We start from the raw sequence: 20741 nt of genomic DNA, 5'->3' as shown, positions 1-20741 counted from the left end.
GCTTCGGGAGCGGGGAATGATGCGGAGCCGCATAGAGTGGCGGCCGCCCGGTGGCGAATCAAGGCGAGCCGGTCCGGGCCACGCCCCGCGGCGGGGGGCACGGGCATCGCGCCGCGCTATGCAGCGTGGGACATAAGCATTTAAGATCAATGCGTAAGAGCGCATTCCTGCGAACGATTCAAGATCCCGGAACGACGTGGCCAAGGCACTGACGGAACGCAGCAAGTCCACCCGTGGCGGGGCCACGCGCCCGGAGCGCACGCCCAATCCGCGCCGCCAGCGGCTGTGGCGCGACCTGGCCCTGATCGCCATCGTCCCGCTGCTGCTGTACATGCTGGCCAGCCTGAGCAGCTATTCGCCCGCCGACCCGGGCTGGTCGCACAGCGGCAGCATCACCGGGCAGATCCACAACATCGGCGGCTGGTTCGGCGCGCTGATGGCCGACGTGCTGCGCCAGCTGTTCGGCTACGCCTCGTTCCTGCTGCCGTTCATGCTCGGCGGGGTGGCCTGGATCGCACTGTTCGGCCTGGGCGAGGAGGACGACCTGGGGCCGGCGCTGCGCCTGGTGGGCATCGTCGGCTTCCTGATCGCCGCCACCGGCCTGCTGCACACCCGCCTGTTCCGCGTCGACGTGGCCGACGCCGGCGGCGTGATCGGCCAGCTGGTCGGCAAGTCGCTGACCACCGGCTTCGGCGTGCTCGGCGCCAACCTGTTCCTGACCGTGCTGCTGCTGGTGTCCATCACCCTGGCCACCGGGCTTTCCTGGTTCCGGGTGATGGAGAAGATCGGCGCCGGCGTGCTGGCCCTGCCGGAGCTGCTGCGGCGCAAGACCCAGCAGGCCGAGCAGTGGCACCGTGCGCGCAGTATGCGCGAGGAGCGCGAGGAGGTGCGCCGCACCGAGGCCGAGAAGCAGGCCCGCCGCGAGCCGGTGAAGATCGCGCCGCCCGCGCCGCCGGTGGTGGAGAAGAGCGAGCGCGCCAAGCGCGAGACCCAGATCCCGCTGTTCCAGGGCGCGGCCAGCACGCCCGATGGCCTGCCGCCGCTGTCCCTGCTGGACGAGCCCAGGCCGCAGGCCAAGGGCTACTCCGAGGAGACCCTGGAGGCCCTGTCGCGGCAGATCGAGTTCAAGCTCAAGGACTTCCGCATCGACGTGCAGGTGGTCGGCGCCTACCCGGGCCCGGTGATCACCCGCTTCGAGCTGGAGCCGGCGCCGGGCGTGAAGGTCAGCCAGATCAGCTCGCTGGACAAGGACATCGCCCGCGGCCTGTCGGTCAAGTCGGTGCGCGTGGTGGACGTGATCCCGGGCAAGTCGGTGATCGGTCTGGAGATCCCCAACACCACCCGGGAGATGATCTTCCTGTCCGAGCTGCTGCGCTCGAAGGAATACGACAAGTCGCCCTCGGTCCTGACCCTGGCCCTGGGCAAGGACATCGCCGGCCGGCCGACCGTGGCCGACCTGGCGCGCATGCCGCACCTGCTGGTGGCCGGTACCACCGGCTCGGGCAAGTCGGTGGCGGTCAACGCCATGGTCCTGAGCCTGCTGTACAAGGCCACGCCCAAGGACCTGCGGATGCTGATGATCGACCCGAAGATGCTCGAGCTGAGCGTCTACCAGGACATCCCGCATCTGCTGGCGCCGGTGGTCACCGACATGAAGGAGGCCGCCAACGGCCTGCGCTGGTGCGTGGCGGAGATGGAGCGCCGCTACAAGCTGATGAGCGCGGTGGGCGTGCGCAACCTGGCCGGCTTCAACAAGAAGATCAAGGACGCCATCGACGCGGGCCAGCCGCTGATGGACCCGCTGTTCAAGCCCAACCCGGAGCTGGGCGAGGCGCCGCGCCCGCTGGAGCCGCTGCCGTTCATCGTCATCATCATCGACGAATTCGCCGACATGATGATGATCGTCGGCAAGAAGGTGGAGGAGCTGATCGCCCGCCTGGCGCAGAAGGCGCGCGCGGCCGGCATCCACCTGATCCTGGCCACGCAGCGCCCGTCGGTGGACGTGATCACCGGCCTGATCAAGGCCAACATCCCGACCCGCATCGCCTTCCAGGTGTCGAGCAAGATCGACTCGCGCACCATCCTGGACCAGTCCGGCGCCGAGACCCTGCTGGGCCACGGCGACATGCTCTACCTGCCGCCGGGCACGGCGATGCCCGAGCGCGTGCACGGCGCCTTCGTCAGCGACGACGAGGTCCACCGCGTGGTCGAGCACCTCAAGGCCGGCGGCAAGGCCGAGTACGTCGAGGGCGTGCTGGACGAGGTGCAGACCCTGGGCGACGGCGTGGTGGTCGGCGCCAACGGCCTGCCGGAGGCGGCCGGCGGCGACGAGACCGACCCGCTGTACGACGAGGCCGTGCGCATCGTCACCGAGACCCGCCGCGCCTCCATCTCCGGCGTGCAGCGCCGGCTGAAGATCGGCTACAACCGCGCCGCGCGCCTGATCGAGGCCATGGAGGCCGCCGGCGTGGTCAGCCCACCGGAGCACAACGGCGACCGCACCGTGCTGGCGCCGCCGCCCCCGCGCGACTGACCGGGGCGGGGGGTCACCGCCCGCCGCCGCGCGCGTGCCGCCTGTTCAGGCAGGCAAGGGCACACTCTTGCGGCATCCCATCCGAACGACGACGAACCCATGTCCCGAGTACTGCGCACCGTTTCCTGCCTGGCTCTCGGCCTGGCGCTGCTGTCCGGCAATGCACTGGCCGGCGCGCGCGACGAGCTGGCCCGGTTCACCCGCGGCTTGAAGGGGCTGGAGGGCGAGTTCACCCAGCAGGTGTACGACGCCAACGGCCGCCGCAAGGAGAGCAGCGCCGGCAAGGTCGCCGTGTCCGCGCCGCGCCTGTTCCGCTGGGAATACACCACGCCCTTCGTCCAGCTGGTGGTGGCCGACGGCGAGAAGGTCTGGATCTACGAGCCGGACCTGCAGCAGGCCACGGTCAAGCCGCAGGGCGAGGAGGAGCGCAACAGCCCGCTGGTGGCGCTGTTCGAGCCGGCGCGCCTGGAGCGCCAGTTCGACGTCAGCGAGGACGCCACGCCCAGCGACGGCCTGCAGTGGATGACGCTCACGCCCAAGGTGGACGCCGAGGCCAACTTCCAGGTCGCGCGCCTGGGCTTCAACGGCCAGGGCCTGGCCCGCATGGAGGTCGTGGACCTGGTCGGGCAGAAGACCGAGATCCGCTTCGGCGCCTGGCGCCGCAACCCGGCCTTCGCCGCCGGCACCTTCCAGTTCAAGCCCGGCAAGGACGTGGACGTGGTCGGCCAGTGACGCCCGCCTGCGCGGAACACCCGCCGCAGGCGCTACGAGGGGNGGATGAGCCGTACCCGCCGCCCCGCCGCCGCCGCCGCCCTGCCTTTCGCCGAAACCGCGCCGCAGGACGCGCTGCGTCCGCTGGCCGAGCGCATGCGGCCGCGCAGCCTGGACGAGATGGTGGGCCAGCGCCGCCTGCTGGCCCCCGGCTCGGCCCTGCGCCGCGCGGTGGAGGCGGGCAGGGTGCACTCGATGATCCTGTGGGGCCCGCCAGGCTGCGGCAAGACCACCCTGGCCCTGCTGCTGGCGCAGTACGCCAACGCCGATTTCCGCGCCATCTCCGCGGTGCTGTCCGGCCTGCCGGACGTGCGCCAGGTGCTGGCCGAGGCTGCCGAGCGCTTCGCCGGGGGCCGCCGCACCGTCCTGTTCGTGGACGAGGTGCACCGCTTCAACAAGGCCCAGCAGGACGCCTTCCTGCCGCACATCGAGCGCGGCACCATAGTCTTCGTCGGTGCCACCACCGAGAACCCCTCGTTCGAGCTCAACTCGGCGCTGCTCTCGCGTTGCCGCGTGCACGTCCTGGAGGCGGTCTCGGCCGAGGACATCACCGCCGCCCTGCGGCGGGCCCTGGAGGACGCCGAGCGCGGCCTGGGCGGGCAGGGCATCGAGGTGGAGGAATCGGCCCTGCGCGAGATCGCGCACGCGGCCGACGGCGACGTGCGCCGCGCCCTGACCCTGCTGGAAATCGCCGCCGAACTGGCCGCGGACGAGGGCGGCCGGATCACCGAGCAGACCCTGCTGCAGGTGCTGGCCGACCGCACCCGGCGCTTCGACAAGGGCGGCGAGCAGTTCTACGACCAGATCTCGGCCCTGCACAAGTCCATCCGCAGCTCCAACCCGGACGCGGCGGTGTACTGGCTGGCGCGCATGCTCGATGGCGGCTGCGACCCCATCTACCTGGCCCGGCGCCTGACCCGCATGGCGGTGGAGGACATCGGCCTGGCCGACCCGCGCGCCCTGCAGATGGCGGTGGACGCCTGGGACACCTACGAACGCCTGGGCAGCCCGGAGGGCGACCTGGCCCTGGCCCAGGTGGCGATCTACCTGGCCAGCACGGCCAAGTCCAACGCCGCCTACATGGCCTGGAACCAGGCCCGCGCCGACGTGCGCCAGTACGGCACCGCCGAGGTGCCCATGCACCTGCGCAACGCGCCCACGAAGCTGATGAAGCAGCTGGGCTACAACAAGGGCTACCAGTACGACCACGACGTGGAAGGCGGCGTGGCCCTGGACCAGACCTGCTTCCCCGACAGCATGGGGGAGCGCGTGTACTACCAGCCTGTCGAGCGCGGCCTGGAGATCCGCCTCAAGGAAAAGCTGGACCGGCTGCGCGGGGCGCGGGCGCAGGCGCGCGCCGCCCGCGGCCGGGGCAGGCAGGGGCAGGCAGGATGAGCGCGATGCTGAAGGGCTTCCTCGCCGTGGGCACCGGCGCGGCCATCGGCGCCTGGCTGCGCTGGGGCCTGTCGGCCTGGCTCAACCCGGTCCGCAGCCCGGTGCCGCTGGGCACCTTGGCCGCCAACCTGGCCGGCGGCTACGCCATCGGCCTGGTCCTGGCCTGGCTGGCCGACCGCCCTGGCCTGGCCCCGGAATGGCGCCTGTTCCTGGCCACCGGCCTGCTGGGCGGCCTGACCACGTTCTCCACCTTCTCGGCCGAGGTCGTCCAGCAGCTGTCCCGCCACCAGTACGGCCACGCGGTGCTGGGCGTGGTCCTGCACCTGTTCGGCTCCCTGGGCATGACCGCGCTGGGGCTGTACACGTTCCGGCTGCTGCGCGGCTGAGCGCCAGAAAAGGCATTAGGTATTTCGCGCAAGATGCTGATTTTAAATATAAATTTTCAGATCACGGCCGCATCTGATCGCGGGGCGTGGAGGCGGAATTCCGGCCATGCCGGCCATTGACACCGGTCACCCGGGTTCGACCGCCCGTGGCGTGAAGGCGGACGGCATACAGCATCAGGAACAACGCTCAAGTCACTGATTTACACAGGGAATTTAGACTCGTGGCGGCACCCGGACCCGGAGCCGATCCCAGGACCACGGGCCGATCCCGCCTGACCTGGCCGCACGCCAGGCGGCCGGGCGCGGTCGCCGGTACGGCGGGCGCGGCCGAAGAAGACATGGCGGAAACGACCGCATCCGCATCACGCCACAGGCCCCAGGCTGGGCGTGCGAACCCAGGGAGCCGGCCATGCCCGTAATGCGCTTCATCGGCGGCCCGCTGCACGGCCGGGAACAGGCCTGCCATGCCGTGCCGGAAACCTTCACCGTGATCCATCAGGGTACGGACTTCACGTACCAGCGCCGGCGTCTGGCCTGCGACGCGGACGATGCACCGACCATCGCGGTCTACGCGCCACCGGCGATGTCCCCGGAGGCACTGCACCAGGCGCTCGAGCGGTTCCAGAGCGGGGCCGAATCCTGGCGGTCCTGAGCCAGCCGGCCCGGCGCTCTCCCATACTCCACCATTGACATAATGTACATTATGCGCAATTTCGGGCGCGGCCGGCGAGAGCCCGGGCCGGTCCCCGGCTCGCCCTGATTCCCCGGTGCCTCCAGTACCGCACCCGCGTCCTGGAGAATCACGGGCCGCCGGCAGCGGCTCTCCCGCCGGCGGATGCCTGCCGCCGCCGATGCGGCAGGACCCGCAGCCACCGCATCGTGCTGCGCCGGGCTTCGGCTCCGCCCGACCACGGCCACCGCTGCTGTGCACCCGCCGCCGCCGCGGTTCCGTCCGATCCGGACCCGAACGGCCTGTCCGGCCAGTTCCCGCCGCACCGCGGGACACGGGCGCCATTCCGGGCCCGGTATCCCGGCCCTTTCCGGAACGTCCTCGCATGGAGGGCCCCGCCGGCCCGGCGGACCCCCAGGACGGCTCCCTGCGGCCTGGCGAACGCGGGCCCGGACCGGGTCCGGTGGCGGCGGTGGCTCAGCGCCGCGCCGAGCGGGTGCCGTTGCGCCGCGCCGTTTCGCGGTTCTGCACGAACTCCGGGAAGACCTCGGCCAGCGGCCTGGTCTCCGGCAGGATGTAGAAGACCCCGCCCCGTTCGAAGATCGGGGTGATCACGCGCTCGTAGAACGTCGGTGAGACGTTGATGCAGCCGTGGGTGATGCGGTTGTCGTCCGGCGTCGGCGAGGCCAGCCGTTCGACGCGCTTCTCGGCCGGAACGCCGGTGGCCACGGGATGGATCGAGACCGCCGAGTCGTAGTCCACCCAGAGCACGCGCCCGGCATCCAGGGATGGACCGAAGCCGCCGATGAAACGGCCGGCCGGCGTGGTGCGGTCACGCCCGGGGATCTCGCGCAATGCCAGGCCGGCGATGCCGGGCGCCGTGTGGTCACCGACCGCCGAGCCGAACAGCGCGGGCGCCGCGCCGCGGAGCCGTCCGTCGCCGCTGAAGACCAGGATCTGGGCGGCGGCCTTGTCCATGATCGCGAAGGGATAGCCCTCGCTGTCGCGGGTGGCGACCACCCAGCCGGCCAGCTCGATCACCGTGTCGGAGACCTCCTGGCCTTCCGGAAGCTCGTCGATGACGGCCACCGGCGGCGTGGCGGCGTCATCCGCGTGAGCCTGGGCGGGGCCCGCGAACACCAGCACCAGCGCCAGCGCGCTGGACGCAACCCGGAGCATCGGCTTCATGCACTCGATTGGACGGCTGATGGTACGACTCCTCTGGAACCACCTTGCAGACGACGATCATGTACCCGGCATCCCGGTGGCCCTGCCGGCCACCGGGTTCCGGGTCGGACCTTCCTGGTCGCGTGCCGCGAACGCTCAGCCGCGCGGCTGGCGGCGCGGCGCCTGCTCCAGCTGCTGCACGCGGCTTTCGATCTGGTCCAGGCGGCGGTTGGCCTGCTGCGCGGACTGGTTGGCCGACTCGGCGCTCTGGGCCGCGTTCTGCACGCGCGCGTCGAGCTGGTCCAGGCGCGAGTTGATCGTCGCGAACTCGTCGCTGTAGGTGGCGCAGCCACCAAGACCCAGCGAGGCCACCACGACCGCCACGCCGAGAACACGCGCACTCACCAGGTTCAGCTTGGTCAGAGACATTTCCATTTCCTCCCTTGTTGGGACCCCGGAATATATCGGCGTTTTCGTGTACGCAACGAAGAGACTTTCAGGGTGCGTTTGGATACGTAGAAGAAGCGTGAAGGAGGACATCCACAAATGCGATCCATGCCCCACTCCGCCGCGGACACACGCCACAGGATGCCTCGCAGGCGCCGCACACGCACGGCCGCTTCGCGCGCACGACCTGCGTCGCCCGCGCAGGCGTGATGCATGCATCACAGGTGGCGCCCAGCCGGTGCAGCGTTGCCTGCCCCCGCCCTGGCCATGACCTGCTCCCGGCCGTTGGCCGGTCTGCCGAACGTCTGGCCACCGATGCACCGATGCAGGCCATGCCTGGCTCTCGCGTTCCGGCGTCCCCATCGCCGGCAGGCGGGCGACGCTGTCAACGGCGCCGGGCAGGCCATGCTCCCGTCCTGCACACACCTGTGGGCCTGCCGCGCCGGAGCCGCGGCACCGGCGGCAGCAACGGCAGGCAGCCGTCCGTGTCACCGCATCCCCTCCGTCCTGCCCTGCCCGGCCCGCGCCGGCAACGGGGGCGGCGCCCGGGCCGGGGAACCCCGCATTGTCGGCCTCACGCGGCATGCGGGAAGATGCCGGTTTTTCGGAACAGGTGCTTCATGGGCAACCGCTCGGGTCGGCGCAAATGGGCATGGAGGGCCGCGGCGGCGGCCGGGCTGCTGGTGCTGCTCTGGGGTGTGTCCCGCCTGCGTGGCCCCGCCCTGCCCGGCTACGAGGTGGCGGCCGGCCCCATGGTCCAGTCGGTGGTGGCCACCGGCCGTGTGGCCTCGCTCTCGCGCGTGCAGGTGGGTGCCGAGATCGCCGGCCTGGTGCTGGAGCGCCGGGTGATGGACGGCGACCGGGTGCAGCCCGGCGACGTGCTGGTGGTGCTGCGCGCCCGCGACCTGGAGGCCCAGCGCGACGAGGCCAGGGCCGCGCTGGCGGCACTGCGCGACTCCGAGCGGCCGGACGCCGAGGCGCGGCTGCGCCAGGCCCGTGCCGACCTGGCCCAGGCCGAGCGCGAGCTGGCCCGCCGCCGCGAACTGGGCCAGCGCCAGCTGGTGGCGCGCGAGAGCGTGGAGCAGGCCGAACAGGCCGTGGTCGCCGCGCGCGCGGCGGTCGAGCAGGCGCAGGTGGCCGCCCGGGCCCTGGCCGCCGGCGGCGCGCGCGAAGCGCAGGCGCTCGAGCGCCTGCGCGCGGCCGAGGCCGCGCTGGAACGCGCGGTGGTCCGCGCCACCGTGGCCGGCACCGTGCTGACCCGCGGCGTGGAAACGGGCGACACCGTCACCCCGGGGCAGGTGCTGCTGGAGATCGCCCGCGATGCGCCCGGCGAGATCCTGGTGGCGCTGGACGAGAAGAACCTGTCGCTGCTGGCGCCGGGCCAGGAGGCCACCTGCATCGCCGACGCCTGGCCCGGCCGCCCCTTCCCCGCCACCGTGCACCACATCGCCCCGGCGATCGACCCGGCGCGGGGCACCGTGGACGTGCGCCTGCGCTACGACCCGCAGGCTGACTTCCTGCGCGAGGACATGACGGTCACCGCCACCATCCGCACCGGTCGGCGCGAGCGCGCGCTGGTGGTGCCCAACGATGCCCTGCTCGGGGCCGACGCCGGCTCCGACCGGGCCCAGGTGCTGCGCGTGCGCGACGGCCGCGTGCAGCGCGTGCCGGTGCGCCTGGGCCTGCGCGGTCTGGCCGCCACCGAAGTGGTCGAGAGCCTGCAGGCCGGCGACCGGGTGCTGGCCGCCGGCGCCCTGGCCGCGGACGCGCTGCCGGAGGACGGCACGCGGGTGCGCGTCACCCGCCAGCCGGCGCCGGACACCGGCAATGCCACCGCCGGCGAGCTGCCGGTCAGGCTCGACTGAGCGATGTGGATCGAGACCACCCTCGCCATGCGCTTCCTGCGGCAGGGGCGCGCGCAGAGCCTGCTGATTCTGGTGGGCATCGCCGTGGGCGTGGCGGTGATCGTGTTCGTCACCGCGCTGATCTCCGGCCTGCAGCAGAACATCATCGAGCGCACCCTGGGCACCCAGTCGCACGTGCGCGTGGAAGCGCCGCGCGAGGTCAACCGCGTGGCCCCGGTGCCGGAGGGCGTGCTGCAGCTGGTGCTGGAGGACCCGCGCCCGCAGGCGCTGCGGCCGATCGACAACTGGCTGGCGGTGCGCGACGTGCTCGAGCGCGTGCCCGGCGTCACCGCGGTCTCGCCGGTGGTGTCCGGCCCGGCGTTCGGCCGCCGCGGCACGGCCGTGCAGTCGGTGGCGCTGGTGGGCGTGGACCTGCCGCGCTACCTGCGGGTGATCCCGCTGGACCGGAACATGGTCGAGGGCAGGCTGGAGATCGGCTCGGGCAACGCCGTGGTCGGGCGCAAACTGGCCGAGGACCTGGGCCTGCGCCTGGGCGGCAAGCTGCGCCTGGACAGCGGCAGCGGCCGCGAGGCCGTGGTCAACGTGGCCGGCATCTTCGAGCTGGGCGTGCGCGAGCTGGATTCGCGCTACGTGTACGTGGACCTGAAGCAGGCACAGTCGCTGCTGGCCCTGCCCGGCGGCGTGACCGTGATCGACCTGACCGTGGAGGACCTGTTCGGCGCCGACCGCATCGCCGCGCGCGTGCGCGGCCTGACCGGCCTGCAGGCCGAGAGCTGGATGGAGACCAACGCCCAGCTGATGAACGCGCTGGCCTCGCAGAACATGTCCACGCGCATGATCAGCTTCTTCGTCGCCATGTCCGTGGCCCTGGGCATCGCCAGTGTGCTGGCGGTGAGCGTGACCCAGCGCACCCGCGAGATCGGCATCCTGCGCGCGATGGGCACGCGCCGGGCGCAGATGCGCCGGGTGTTCCTGGTCCAGGGCGCGGTGCTGGGCCTGGCCGGCTCGGCCATCGGCGCACTGGCCGGACTGGGCCTGGGGGCGGCGTTCAACACCTTCGGCCCCAGGCTGTTCATCATCCCGCTGCCGCCGGGGCTGATCCCGGCGGCGATGGCGCTGGCCACCGTCGCCGGCGCGGGGGCGGCCTGGGTGCCCGCCTCGCGCGCGGCGCGCCTGGACCCGGTGGAGGCGATCCGTGGCTGAGGAAGTGCTGCGCCTGGAGGGGCTGCGCAAGTCCTACAACGTCGGCCAGCCGAACGAGGTCGAGGTGCTGCACGGCCTGGACCTGCGCCTGGAGGCCTCCGACTTCGCCGCCCTGGTCGGTCCCTCCGGCTCGGGCAAGAGCACCCTGCTGAACCTGATCGGCCTGCTGGACTCCCCCACCGCCGGCGAGCTGTACCTGCGCGGCCAGCCGACCCGGGCCATGGACGACGAGGCGCGCACCGCCCTGCGTGGCCGCCACATCGGCTTCGTGTTCCAGTTCCACCACCTGATCGGCGCGTTCACCGCGCTGGAGAACGTGCTGATGCCGTGGATGGTGGCCCACGGCAAGCCCACGCCGGAGATCGTGGACACCGCCCGCGACCTGCTGCGCCAGGTGGGCCTGGAGAGGCTGGCCGACCGCAAGCCCGGCGAACTGTCCGGCGGCCAGCAGCAGCGTGTGGCCATCGCCCGCGCCCTGGTCACCCGCCCCGCCCTGCTGCTGGCCGACGAGCCCACCGGCAACCTGGACACGAAGACCGCGGCCGAGGTGTTCGCCCTGCTGCGCCGCTTCAACGAGGAATTCGGCTGCGCCGTGCTGGTGGTCACCCACGACCCGCGCCTGTCGGAGACCTGCGACCGCACCATCACCCTCGTGGACGGGGCGATCGTCGCAGACGAGCGCCATCCGCGGCAGCAGCCCGGCCAACGGCCCCCGGCCTGACCGCGCCTCATGCCCACCCGTGGAGCCGATGCCGCCGCGCGGCGCGTCGCGGCGCGGACCGCCGCTGGAGGCGCAGGAGGCGTCGTACTTGGCCGCGTCGGCCAGCACCGCCAGTTTCTCGGACAGTTCCATCGGACCAAGTGTAGCGGCGGCCTGGTCCCCGTCCGTGAGACGGCGCCGGAACGGTTCATGCGGCCTCCGCCGGCGGATCCTTGACCCTGGACCTGACTCCAGGGTGGACAATGCAGCCTCCCGTGGAGTGGAAGCGTTGCCGCCATGAACATCGGCCAGCTCGCGCGCCAGTCCGGCGTGCCGATCGACACCATCCGCTACTACGAGCGCCAGGGCCTGCTGCCCGAGCCACGGCGCGCCGCCAACGGCTACCGCCAGTACGACGGGGAAGACCTGCGTCGCCTGCGCTTCGTGCGCCGGGCCAAGCGGCTGGGCTTCTCGCTGGAGGACATCGCCGGCCTGCTGCAGCTCGGCGCCGCGCGCGGCGCGGACATGGCCCAGGTGCGGCAGGCCGCGCAGGGGAAGATCGCGGCCATCCAGCAGCGGATCGAGGAACTGGCGCGGGTGCGCGACGCGCTGCAGCAGCTGGTCCAGGCCTGTCCGGGCCACGGCGAGCTGGCCCGTTGCCCGATCATGGCGGCCCTGGAAGGAGAGAACGAATGAGCGGTTGCGGCAAGCCCCCTTCCCCTGCCCGCGGCCGCATCCGGCTGCTGCGGCGGCCGGAGCGGAACGGCCACCGGCAGCACACCTGACAGTGGATGCCGTGGCGGCACCCAGCCCCCGATGCCGCTGCCGGTCCATGCCGGCCACCATCACGCCGATCCCGCACCGCAGGCCGGCTGCCGCTGCGGCCGGCCGGAGGAAGCCGCGGCGTCCACCCTGGACGGCTGCTGCGGCGGCCACGAGGACGGCCGCATGCCCGCGGCGCAGGACGAGCGCCGCGGCGACGCCGCCGGGGCCGCGTCCGTGGCGCATGGCGACTGCTGCAGCCCGGCACCGGCCAAGGCCTGCTGCGGCAGCCGCCACGCCCGCCAGGACGACCCCGCCGCGGAACCGGCGACCGACCCGGTCTGCGGCATGCGCGTGGACCCGGCCCGCACCCCGCACCACGCCGAATACGACGGCCGCACCTGGTACTTCTGCGCGGCCCGCTGCCGCGAACGCTTCCTGGCCGATCCGCGCCGCTGGCTGGATCCGGCCGCCGCGCCCGCGGAGGTGCCGGCCCCGCCCGGCACGCTCTACACCTGCCCGATGGATCCCGAGGTCGTGCGCGAGGGCCCCGGCACCTGCCCGGTGTGCGGCATGGCCCTGGAGCCGATGCTGCCCAGCCTGGACGAGGGCGAGAACCCGGAGCTGACCGATTTCCGCCGCCGCTTCTGGACCAGCCTGCCGCTGACCGCCGCGACCATGGTGCTGGCGATGTGGGGCCACCGGCTGCTGCCGGCGCTGGCGCCGGCGGCGCGCAGCTGGGCGGAGCTGGTGCTGTCAGCGCCGGTGGTGCTGTGGGCCGGCTGGCCGTTCCTGCAACGCTGGGCCGGCTCCATCCGCGGCGGCCACCCCAACATGTGGACCCTGATCGGCACCGGCGTGCTGGCGGCATTCGGCTACTCCGTGGCCGCCACGGTGGCGCCGCAGCTGTTCCCGGCCGGCTTCCACGAGCACGGCCGGGTGGGCGTCTACTTCGAGGCCGCGGCCACCATCGTCTCCCTGACACTGCTGGGCCAGGTGCTGGAGCTGAAGGCGCGCGCGCGCACCTCCTCGGCCATCCGCGCCCTGCTGGAACTGGCCCCGGCCACCGCGCGCCGGCTGCGCGAAGACGGGGGCGAGGAGGACGTGCCGCTGGCCAGCGTCGCCGTCGGCGACCGCCTGCGCGTGCGCCCCGGCGAGAAAGTGCCGGTGGACGGCACGGTGCTGGAGGGCCGATCGCACGTGGACGAGTCCATGCTCACCGGCGAACCGCTGCCGGTGGCCAAGGCCGTGGGCGATGCCGTGGTCGGCGGCACCCTCAACGGCAACGGCGCGCTGGTGATCCAGGCCACCCGCGTCGGCGATCAGACCGTGCTGGCGCGGATCGTGCAGCTGGTGGCGCAGGCGCAGCGCTCGCGCGCGCCGATGCAGCGGCTGGCCGACCGGGTCGCGTTCTGGTTCGTGCTGGGCGTGATCGGCGTGGCCGTGCTCACCTTCCTGGCCTGGGGCCTGTTCGGCCCGGAGCCGGCGTGGACGCACGCGGTGCTGGCGGCGGTGTCGGTGCTGATCATCGCCTGCCCCTGCGCGCTGGGCCTGGCCACGCCGATGTCGGTGATGGTGGCCAGCGGCCGCGCCGCCCAGGCCGGCGTGCTGTTCCGCGACGCCGAGGCGATCGAGCGCTTGCGCGAGGTGGACACCGTCGTGGTGGACAAGACGGGCACGCTGACCGAGGGCCGCCCCGTGTTCCGCGAGGTGCTGGCCGTGGACGGCGGCGATGCCGGCGAGGTGCTGCGCCTGGCCGCCAGCCTGGACAGCCGCAGCGAACATCCGGTGGGTCAGGCGATCGCCGCCGAGGCGCGCCGCCGCGGCTTGGCGCTGGTGGCGGTGGAAGAGTTCGAGTCCACCGCCGGCAGCGGCATCCGTGGCCGCGCCGGCGGCCACGCGCTGCTGCTCGGTTCACCCGCGCTGATGGCGCGCGGCGGCGTGGACACCGCGGCGCTGGAGGCGAAAGCCGCCGCGTTGCGCGGGGAAGGCGCCAGCGTGGTGATGCTGGCGGTGGACGGCCGCCTGGCCGGCCTGCTGGCCGTGGCCGACGCTATCAAGCCCAGCACGCCGGAAGCGCTGCGCCGCCTGCACCACGCCGGCCTGCGGGTGATCATGGCCAGCGGCGACGCCCAGGCCACGGCCGAGGCGGTGGGCCGGCAGCTGGGCCTGGACGAGGTCCACGGCAGCATGACGCCCGACGCCAAAGTGGCGCTGGTGCAGCGCCTGCGCGGGGAAGGCCGGCGCGTGGCCATGGCCGGCGACGGCATCAACGACGCGCCCGCGCTGGCCGCGGCCGACATCGGCATCGCCATGGGCACCGGCACCGACGTGGCCATGTCCTCGGCGCAGGTGACCCTGGTGCGCGGCGACCTGCGCGGCATCGCCCAGGCGCTGGAGATCTCGCGCGCGGCGGTGCGCAACATGCGCCAGAACCTGACCTTCGCCCTGCTCTACAACGGCATCGGCGTGCCGGTGGCCGCCGGCGTGCTGTATCCGTTCACCGGCCTGCTGCTCTCGCCCATGCTGGCCGCGGCGGCAATGAGCCTCAGCTCGGTGTCGGTGATCGGCAACGCACTGCGCCTGCGTTTTGCCGGCGACGGCCGGCGCGGCGACTGAGCGCGTCCCCTGCGTTGCGGAATGCCGGCGCCGTGCAGGCGGCGCCGGTTTTTCTTCCGGCCACGGAAAACCGGCACGCGGCGCATGCGGAAAACGCAAAGGAAAACGGCCGCCTGGAAAGGCGGCCGCCCGTGATGGCGTCCCCACGGGGATTCGAACCCCGGTCGCTACCGTGAAAGGGTAGTGTCCTAGGCCTCTAGACGATGGGGACTGGAACCTTGTTTCAACCCCCACCGTCCGGCGGGAAAGTTGGTGGAGCCAGCCGGGATCGAACCGGCGACCTCTTGCATGCCATGCAAGCGCTCTCCCAGCTGAGCTATGGCCCCACTGCCGAGGAAGAAAATTGTAGGCGGAAGCTTCGGCTTTCGCAAGCCCCCGTTGAAGGATTTCCTTTCCGGGGAGGAAGCCAACCTGCCGACACATCTTCGACGGGATGGTGCGGCGCCGGAGCGCCGCGGCAGGGAAATTATGAAGGCTCCCGCATCCGCCGCGCAAGAGTCTCAGCGCAACAACAGCCACGGCAGCGCCAGCGTCAGCCCGAGCACCAGCAGCATGGCCAACAGCGAGGCCAGCACTGCCACGGGACGCGCGTGCAACTGGGTGGCGAAGGTCTCCGCCCTGCCCTCGCGCAGCGCCGCCTCGCGCTCGGCGCGCACGCGCTCGCGCAACCGTGCCTGGTAGGCATCCAGGCGAGCGCGTGCGCGCGGGAAGTCACCGGCATCGCGCAGCCACAATCCGCCGGCGGACAGGCCGAACGGGCCCGGGCGGGTCTCATACCAGTCCACGCCCAGCTCGTCCAGGAGCGCGCGCACTTCCGCGGCCTCCTCCTCGGGCACGTTGCGAAGACGGAAGATCAGCTTGGCCATGCACGCATCATAGCCAGTGGCGCCGCGCCGCATCGGGTACGCTTTGCGCCCCGCCACCACCTGCGAGCCCGCGCGATGCGCCGTCCCGTCCTTGCCTGCCTGCTGCTGGCCGCCCTGCTGGGCGCGTGCAGCGCCGATCCCGGTATCCCGCGCGGCGGCGCGATCGCCGAACTGCAGCGCATCGACACCCATGCCGGCACCGGTGCGGAGGCACGTCCCGGCGACGAGGTCACCGTGCACTACACCGGCTGGCTGTACGACGAGCATGCGCCCGACCGGCGCGGCCGCCGGTTCGACAGTTCGCGCGAGCGCGGCCAGCCCTTCAGCTTCGTGCTCGGCGCCGGCCGCGTGATCCGCGGCTGGGACGAGGGTGTGGCCGGCATGCGCGTGGGCGGCCGGCGCACCCTGCTGATTCCCGCCGACCTGGCCTACGGTCGCCGCGGCGCGGGCCGCGTGATCCCGCCCAACGCCTCACTGGTGTTCGAGGTGGAACTGCTCGGGGTCCGGCGCAAGGACTGACGACGATGCAGGAGGCCCCATCCCCAGTCCGCCTGCCCGGGCTGGCCATCGTCGGCGGCGGTCCGGCCGGACTGATGGCCGCCGAGGTGGCGCGCGCGGCCGGCTGTGAGGTGGAGCTGTTCGAGGCCAAGGGCTCGGTCGGACGCAAGTTCCTGATCGCCGGCAAGGGCGGGCTGAACCTCACCCATGCCGAGCCGCTGCCGGACTTCATCGGCCGCTATGGCGCGCGCGCCGACGCCGTCGTCGCCTGGCTGCACGGGTTCGGTCCCGAGGCGTTGCGCGACTGGGCACGCGGGCTGGGCGTGGACACCTACGTGGGCAGCTCGCGGCGCGTGTTTCCGCTGGACCGCAAGGCCGCGCCGCTGCTGCGCGGCTGGGTGCGGCGGCTGAAGGAACAGGGCGTGCGCTTCCATGTGCAGCACCGCTGGCTGGGCTGGGACGAGGCCGGCGCACTGCGCTTCGCCACGCCCGCCGGCGAGCGCAGCCTGCATGCCGGCGCCACGGTGCTGGCCCTGGGCGGCGGCAGCTGGCCGCAACTGGGTTCGGACGGAGCCTGGGTGCCGGTGCTGCGGGAGCGCGGCGTGGACGTGGCGCCGCTGGTGCCGGGCAACTGCGGCTTCGACATCGGCTGGAGCGCGCATTTCGCCGAACGCCATGCCGGCGCCCCGCTCAAGCCGGGGGTGGCGCACTGGCGCGATGCCGAAGGCCGCGAACAGGCATTGCAGGGCGAGTGCGTGGCCACCGCCACCGGCATCGAGGGCAGCCTGGTCTACGCGCTGTCGGTGCCGCTGCGCGAGGCCATCGCCCACGACGGCCAGGCCACGCTGTGGCTGGACCTGGTCCCCGGTCGCGACCTCGACCGCCTGCGGCGCGACCTGGCGCGCCCGCGCAACGGCCGCAGCCTCAGCGAGCACCTGCGCCGCCATGCCGGCGTGGGCGGGGTGAAGGCGGCGCTGCTGCGCGGGGTGCTCGACGCCGCGGCCCTGGCCGACATGGTACGCGTGGCCGCCACGCTCAAGCGCCTGCCGCTGGTGCTCAGGCGCCCGCGCCCCATCGAGGAGGCCATCAGCAGCGGCGGCGGCGTGCGCCTGGAGGCGATGGACACCGACCTGATGCTGTCCACCGTGCCGGGCGTGTTCTGTGCAGGCGAGATGCTGGACTGGGAAGCGCCCACCGGTGGCTACCTGCTGACCGCGTGCTTCGCCAGCGGGCGCCGCGCCGGCCTGGCCGCGGCGCGCTGGCTGCAGCGGCGCTGAGCCTCAGCCCGCCTGCAGCGGCCAGCGCCCGAGCAGGCGGTACCCGGCGCTGCCGGGGCCGCGCACGCTCTCCAGCAGGGCGAAATCCCCGACCGGCCAGTGCACGGGCGGCAGCGGCCGCGGCACGATGCGCACGCTGGCGCGGCGGCGCAGGGTCACGTGCGGGGCGAAACCCGAACCGGGCGACAGGCGGACGCGCCGCTGTGCCAGTTCCGTGGCCAGCGTGCCGTGCAGCGCCAGCAGCGGCGGGCTGGCCGCGCCGCGCAGCACCCACACCGCCTCGCAACGGCCGAAGCAGTCGGCCGTGTCCAGGGTGACGGAAAAGCGTGGCACCCGCACCGCGGCGGCCGCCTCGCGCGCGGCGTCCACCGTGGCCTGTGGCGGCTGCGACCACTCGCCCAGCCAGTGCAGGGTCAGGTGCAGCTTGCCGTCGGGCACGCCGCGGCCGCGCTGCGGCGGCAGCTCCGCCTCCAGCGCCTGCCGCGCCGCGCGCAGGGCCGCGACCGTGGCCGCGTCCGGCAGCAGCGCGAAGAACAGGCTGTGGCGGCGTGGCGGCGGTGCGCCGAACAGGTCGCCGGAGGCGGACATGGCCGGCTCAGACCGCGGCGGTGACCACGATCTCGACCTTCCACTCCGGCCGCGCCAGGCGCGCCTCCACGGTGGCGCGCGGCGGCGCATCGCCCGGCGCCACCCACTCGTCCCAGGCCTGGTTCATGCCCTGGAAGTCGGCCATGTCGGCCAGGTAGACGATGGCCTGCAGGATCCGGCTCTTGTCGGTGCCGGCACGGGCCAGCAGCGCGTCGATGGCCTGCAGCACCTCGCGGGTCTGGCCGACGATGTCCAGGCTGCCGTCCTCCGGCACCTGGCCGGCCAGGTAGGCCACGCCGTTGTGGACGGCCATCTCGGACAGGCGCGGACCGACATCGAAACGCTGGATCATGGACGACTCCCTGGTGCGGTGGGATTGCGGGCGCGCAGGATACACCGCGCCCGCGCCGGGCCGGCGGCGCTGGCCCGCTCAACTTCCCCCCCCCTGCCCGGCCGATACCGGCAGCGGTACCTGCCGGGATTTCCCATGCTCATCCTCCTCGGCTTCGTGGTCGTCCTGCTCAGCGTGTTCGGCGGCTACGTGCTGGCCCACGGGCAGCTGGCCGCACTGTGGCAGCCCTACGAACTGCTGATCATCGGCGGCGCGGCGTTCGGCGCCTTCCTGGTGGCCAATCCGGCCAAGGTGGCGAAGGCCGTGCTGGCCGGCATCCCCGGCCTGCTCAAGGGCCCGCGCTACCGCCGCGACGACTACGTGGACATCCTGTCCCTGCTCTACGACGTGCTGATGAAGGCGCGCCGGGAGGGCATGATCTCCATCGAGAAGGACGTGGACGATCCGCATTCGAGCGAGATCTTCGGCCGCTACCCGCGCCTGCTGGCCAACGAGCGGCTGATGGAGTTCACCACCGACTGCCTGCGCCTGATGGTCGGCGGCAACCTCGAGCCGCACGAGCTGGAGCAGCTGCTGAAGGTGGAGGTGGAGACCCACCGCCAGGAGGCCTCCGAGCCGGCGCATGCGCTGCAGGTGCTGGCCGACTCGCTGCCCGGCTTCGGCATCGTCGCCGCGGTGCTGGGCATCGTCATCACCATGGCCTCCATCGGCGGCGAGGTGGCCGAGATCGGCCGCCACGTGGCCGGCGCCCTGGTCGGCACCTTCCTCGGCATCCTGCTCGGCTACGGCTTCGTCGGCCCGCTGGCCCACTCCATGCAGCACCACGCCAACGAGGAGGCGCAGGCGCTGGAGATCGTGAAGATGGCGCTGGTGTCCAGCCTGCGCGGCTACCCGCCCAGCGTGGCGGTGGAATTCGCGCGCAAGGCGCTGTTCTCGGACGTGCGCCCGCCCTTCGCCGACCTCAAGGCGCACCTGCGCCGGGGCCGCTGAGCAGGGCCATGGCCAGGGAAAAGCCGCCCATCATCCTGCGCCGCCCGCGCCGGCCGCGCGCCGGCCGCGGCCACGGCGGCGCCTGGAAGGTCGCCTACGCGGACTTCGTCACCGCGATGATGGCCTTCTTCCTGGTGATGTGGCTGATCGGCATCGCCTCCAGGGAAGAGCGGGCGGCGGTGTCGGAGTACTTCAAGAATCCCAGCGCGGTGGTCGGCAGGGCACAGGTGCCTGCGGCCAGCACCCTGGGACCCGGCGGCGCCGCGGAGCGGATGGTGCCGGCCGCCAGCGCCAGCCCGGTGCCGTCGGCGATCGGTCCGCAGACCGCGGAGCTGGGCCAGGTGCGCGCGCCGGTGGATCCGCAGGCTGCGCGCCGGGCCGCGCAGGCCGTGGACCGCCGCCGCCTCGAGGCACTGCGCCGTGAACTGGAGGCCGCCCTGGAGAAGAGCCAGGCGCTGGCGCCGTTCAGGGACCAGCTGCTGATCGACCTGACGCCGGAGGGCCTGCGCGTGCAGATCGTGGACCGGCTCAACCGTCCGATGTTCGACCTGGGCAGCGCGCACCTGAAGGGATACGCGCTGGAGGTGCTGCACGAGCTGGGCCGACTGCTGGCCGACACCCCGCACCGCATCGCCCTGGCCGGCCATACCGACGAGGTGCCGTACCACGCCCCGCGCGGCTACGGGAACTGGGAGCTGTCGGCCGACCGCGCCAACGCCGCCCGCCGCGCGCTGCTGGAAGGCGGCCTGGGCGAGGACCGGGTCGCGCGCGTGGTCGGGCTGGCCGCCTCGGTGCCGCTGGACCGCGCCGATCCACGCGCGCCGGTGAACCGCCGCATCAGCATCGTGGTGCTCAACCGCAGCCTGGAGGGCACGGACACCCCGGTGGCCGCGGCGGCGGCAGGCCGGGGCGAGGCCGCGTCGGCGGCTGAACGGCCCGGCCGGGCGCACTTGTCCGCGCGTGGCGGCCCCGGCCAGACTCGGCCGGTCGCCACCACGCCGCACCGCCATGCGCCATCCTGCCCGGGCCTTCCGCCAATACGCGCATATCGCACTGTTGCTGCTGTCTGCGATCCTGCTGGCCGGTTGCGCCAGCCTGTCCCGGCGCGATCCGTTGCAGGTCGACGTGGCCGGCATCGAACCGCTCCCCGGCGAGGGCCTGGAGCTGCGCATGGCGGTGAGGCTGCGCATCCGGAACCCCGACGACCGGCCGCTCGTGTACGACGGCGCGGCGCTGGCGCTGGAACTGAACGGTTTGCCGGTGGCCAGCGGCGTCAGCGACGCCGCCGGGCAGGTGCCGCGCTACGGCGAGGCGGTGCTCACCATCCCGGTCAGCGTCTCGATGCTGGACGTGGCCCGCCTGGTCGCGCGGCTTCCGCAATCGGATCGCTCACGGCTGGATTACACCGTGCGCGGGAAGCTCGAGGGTGGCCTGTTCGGCACCCGGCGCTTCACCGGCAGCGGCCAGGTGACCCTGCCCACCGGACCCGCGCGCCCCTGAATTTCCGGACCTTCGCACCGGGCGTCCCCAGGCGCACATCCACGGGAGGCCACCATGTTGAACCGGATCCTGGTTGCGATGCTGGCGCTGGCGGCGCCTGCGGCCCTGGCGCAGCAGGCCATGCCGCCGCTCCCCGCGCCCCCCCCCCCGCC

The 20741-nt window shown here is 72.9% G+C and carries 19 protein-coding genes, 2 tRNA genes and 1 pseudogene; 15 read left to right on the top strand and 7 right to left on the bottom strand.

All coding sequences use genetic code 11. The features are described 5' to 3' along the window. The first annotated feature begins 196 nt into the window (after window positions 1-196). The 5 genes from CR938_RS03785 to CR938_RS03765 all read left to right on the top strand — a co-directional run bounded on the left by CR938_RS03785 (window position 197) and on the right by CR938_RS03765 (window position 5737). Window positions 197-2533 (top strand): DNA translocase FtsK, encoded by a 2337-nt coding sequence (locus CR938_RS03785; protein ID WP_162123734.1) that lies wholly within the window; start codon window positions 197-199, stop codon window positions 2531-2533. A gap of 99 nt (window positions 2534-2632) precedes the next feature. Next, complete coding sequence (gene lolA / locus CR938_RS03780; protein ID WP_162123733.1) at window positions 2633-3265, top strand: outer membrane lipoprotein periplasmic chaperone LolA; 633 nt, start codon at window positions 2633-2635, stop codon at window positions 3263-3265. 45 nt (window positions 3266-3310) lie between these two features. After that, window positions 3311-4699: a replication-associated recombination protein A gene (locus tag CR938_RS03775; RefSeq protein WP_162123732.1), complete on the top strand. Its 1389-nt coding sequence runs from the start codon at window positions 3311-3313 to the stop codon at window positions 4697-4699. Beyond that, window positions 4696-5085, top strand: a complete 390-nt coding sequence (gene crcB, locus CR938_RS03770; RefSeq protein ID WP_211365167.1) for a fluoride efflux transporter CrcB — start codon at window positions 4696-4698, stop codon at window positions 5083-5085. The genes CR938_RS03775 and crcB overlap by 4 nt, the downstream gene beginning before the upstream one ends. Before the next feature lie 418 nt (window positions 5086-5503). Next, window positions 5504-5737: a hypothetical protein gene (locus tag CR938_RS03765; protein WP_162123731.1), complete on the top strand. Its 234-nt coding sequence runs from the start codon at window positions 5504-5506 to the stop codon at window positions 5735-5737. Between the two features lie 495 nt (window positions 5738-6232). Here the strand turns inward: CR938_RS03765 and CR938_RS03760 are convergent, their stop codons facing one another. After that, on the bottom strand, window positions 6233-6910 hold the full coding sequence (locus tag CR938_RS03760; RefSeq protein WP_162123764.1) for a murein L,D-transpeptidase: 678 nt from the start codon (window positions 6908-6910) through the stop codon (window positions 6233-6235). Window positions 6911-7078: 168 nt separating this feature from the next. After that, window positions 7079-7351 (bottom strand): hybrid sensor histidine kinase/response regulator, encoded by a 273-nt coding sequence (locus CR938_RS03755; protein ID WP_162123730.1) that lies wholly within the window; start codon window positions 7349-7351, stop codon window positions 7079-7081. Between the two features lie 638 nt (window positions 7352-7989). On the opposite strand from CR938_RS03755, the gene CR938_RS03750 reads away from it, so the two are divergent. The 5 genes from CR938_RS03750 to CR938_RS03730 all read left to right on the top strand — a co-directional run bounded on the left by CR938_RS03750 (window position 7990) and on the right by CR938_RS03730 (window position 14518). Then, complete coding sequence (locus CR938_RS03750; protein ID WP_162123729.1) at window positions 7990-9234, top strand: efflux RND transporter periplasmic adaptor subunit; 1245 nt, start codon at window positions 7990-7992, stop codon at window positions 9232-9234. A 3-nt stretch (window positions 9235-9237) separates the two neighbouring features. Then, window positions 9238-10437, top strand: coding sequence for an ABC transporter permease (locus CR938_RS03745; RefSeq protein ID WP_162123728.1), 1200 nt, complete (start codon window positions 9238-9240; stop codon window positions 10435-10437). Next, complete coding sequence (locus tag CR938_RS03740; protein ID WP_162123727.1) at window positions 10430-11158, top strand: ABC transporter ATP-binding protein; 729 nt, start codon at window positions 10430-10432, stop codon at window positions 11156-11158. The genes CR938_RS03745 and CR938_RS03740 overlap by 8 nt, the downstream gene beginning before the upstream one ends. Window positions 11159-11434: 276 nt before the next feature. Next, a complete protein-coding gene (locus CR938_RS03735) occupies window positions 11435-11833 on the top strand; it encodes a heavy metal-responsive transcriptional regulator (protein WP_162123726.1) in 399 nt (132 codons plus the stop codon). A gap of 120 nt (window positions 11834-11953) precedes the next feature. Continuing rightward, on the top strand, window positions 11954-14518 hold the full coding sequence (locus CR938_RS03730) for a heavy metal translocating P-type ATPase (protein WP_170296516.1): 2565 nt from the start codon (window positions 11954-11956) through the stop codon (window positions 14516-14518). 135 nt (window positions 14519-14653) lie between these two features. Here the strand turns inward: CR938_RS03730 and CR938_RS03725 are convergent. From CR938_RS03725 to CR938_RS03715, 3 genes are all read right to left on the bottom strand, one after another. Then, window positions 14654-14729, bottom strand: a tRNA-Glu gene (locus CR938_RS03725). Window positions 14730-14768: 39 nt separating this feature from the next. After that, window positions 14769-14844: transfer RNA gene (locus tag CR938_RS03720), tRNA-Ala, on the bottom strand. Window positions 14845-15018: 174 nt separating this feature from the next. Next, entirely contained in the window at window positions 15019-15384 is a 366-nt protein-coding gene (locus tag CR938_RS03715; RefSeq protein ID WP_162123725.1) for a DUF6164 family protein, read from the bottom strand. Window positions 15385-15459: 75 nt separating this feature from the next. Between CR938_RS03715 and CR938_RS03710 the strand changes: the two genes are divergently transcribed. Both CR938_RS03710 and CR938_RS03705 read left to right on the top strand, forming a co-directional pair. Continuing rightward, on the top strand, window positions 15460-15903 hold the full coding sequence (locus CR938_RS03710; RefSeq protein ID WP_162123724.1) for an FKBP-type peptidyl-prolyl cis-trans isomerase: 444 nt from the start codon (window positions 15460-15462) through the stop codon (window positions 15901-15903). 5 nt (window positions 15904-15908) lie between these two features. Then, the gene (locus CR938_RS03705; protein ID WP_162123723.1) at window positions 15909-17159 is read left to right on the top strand and encodes a TIGR03862 family flavoprotein; all 1251 of its coding nucleotides are present in this window, start codon (window positions 15909-15911) and stop codon (window positions 17157-17159) included. Window positions 17160-17162: 3 nt separating this feature from the next. Here CR938_RS03705 and CR938_RS03700 read toward each other — a convergent pair whose 3' ends face one another. After that, complete coding sequence (locus CR938_RS03700) at window positions 17163-17747, bottom strand: 2'-5' RNA ligase family protein (protein ID WP_162123722.1); 585 nt, start codon at window positions 17745-17747, stop codon at window positions 17163-17165. 7 nt (window positions 17748-17754) lie between these two features. Beyond that, window positions 17755-18099, bottom strand: a complete 345-nt coding sequence (locus CR938_RS03695) for a RidA family protein (RefSeq protein ID WP_162123721.1) — start codon at window positions 18097-18099, stop codon at window positions 17755-17757. Window positions 18100-18234: 135 nt separating this feature from the next. Between CR938_RS03695 and motA the strand changes: the two genes are divergently transcribed. From motA to CR938_RS03680, 3 genes and pseudogenes are all read left to right on the top strand, one after another. After that, window positions 18235-19089, top strand: a complete 855-nt coding sequence (gene motA / locus CR938_RS03690) for a flagellar motor stator protein MotA (RefSeq protein WP_162123720.1) — start codon at window positions 18235-18237, stop codon at window positions 19087-19089. Window positions 19090-19097: 8 nt separating this feature from the next. Beyond that, window positions 19098-19898, top strand: a pseudogene (gene motB / locus CR938_RS14935) (flagellar motor protein MotB); the annotation flags it as partial. A 199-nt stretch (window positions 19899-20097) separates the two neighbouring features. Then, a complete protein-coding gene (locus CR938_RS03680; RefSeq protein ID WP_162123719.1) occupies window positions 20098-20589 on the top strand; it encodes an LEA/WHy family protein in 492 nt (163 codons plus the stop codon). Window positions 20590-20741: the final 152 nt, after the last annotated feature.

This window comes from Pseudoxanthomonas taiwanensis (assembly GCF_010093135.1).
Lineage (GTDB): Bacteria > Pseudomonadota > Gammaproteobacteria > Xanthomonadales > Xanthomonadaceae > Pseudoxanthomonas > Pseudoxanthomonas taiwanensis.
This window is presented reverse-complemented; position numbering and strand designations above follow the sequence as displayed.

Coding starts and splice junctions, on each gene's coding strand:
- CR938_RS03700 (WP_162123722.1), bottom strand. CDS start 17,747: ATGTCCGCCTCCGGCGACCTGTTCGGCGCACCGCCGCCACGCCGCCAC.
- CR938_RS03765 (WP_162123731.1), top strand. CDS start 5,504: ATGCGCTTCATCGGCGGCCCGCTGCACGGCCGGGAACAGGCCTGCCAT.
- lolA (WP_162123733.1), top strand. CDS start 2,633: ATGTCCCGAGTACTGCGCACCGTTTCCTGCCTGGCTCTCGGCCTGGCG.
- CR938_RS03710 (WP_162123724.1), top strand. CDS start 15,460: ATGCGCCGTCCCGTCCTTGCCTGCCTGCTGCTGGCCGCCCTGCTGGGC.
- CR938_RS03695 (WP_162123721.1), bottom strand. CDS start 18,099: ATGATCCAGCGTTTCGATGTCGGTCCGCGCCTGTCCGAGATGGCCGTC.
- CR938_RS03680 (WP_162123719.1), top strand. CDS start 20,098: ATGCGCCATCCTGCCCGGGCCTTCCGCCAATACGCGCATATCGCACTG.
- CR938_RS03755 (WP_162123730.1), bottom strand. CDS start 7,351: ATGTCTCTGACCAAGCTGAACCTGGTGAGTGCGCGTGTTCTCGGCGTG.
- CR938_RS03715 (WP_162123725.1), bottom strand. CDS start 15,384: ATGGCCAAGCTGATCTTCCGTCTTCGCAACGTGCCCGAGGAGGAGGCC.
- CR938_RS03735 (WP_162123726.1), top strand. CDS start 11,435: ATGAACATCGGCCAGCTCGCGCGCCAGTCCGGCGTGCCGATCGACACC.
- CR938_RS03730 (WP_170296516.1), top strand. CDS start 11,954: ATGCCGCTGCCGGTCCATGCCGGCCACCATCACGCCGATCCCGCACCG.
- CR938_RS03750 (WP_162123729.1), top strand. CDS start 7,990: ATGGGCAACCGCTCGGGTCGGCGCAAATGGGCATGGAGGGCCGCGGCG.
- CR938_RS03705 (WP_162123723.1), top strand. CDS start 15,909: ATGCAGGAGGCCCCATCCCCAGTCCGCCTGCCCGGGCTGGCCATCGTC.
- crcB (WP_211365167.1), top strand. CDS start 4,696: ATGAGCGCGATGCTGAAGGGCTTCCTCGCCGTGGGCACCGGCGCGGCC.
- motA (WP_162123720.1), top strand. CDS start 18,235: ATGCTCATCCTCCTCGGCTTCGTGGTCGTCCTGCTCAGCGTGTTCGGC.
- CR938_RS03745 (WP_162123728.1), top strand. CDS start 9,238: ATGTGGATCGAGACCACCCTCGCCATGCGCTTCCTGCGGCAGGGGCGC.
- CR938_RS03775 (WP_162123732.1), top strand. CDS start 3,311: ATGAGCCGTACCCGCCGCCCCGCCGCCGCCGCCGCCCTGCCTTTCGCC.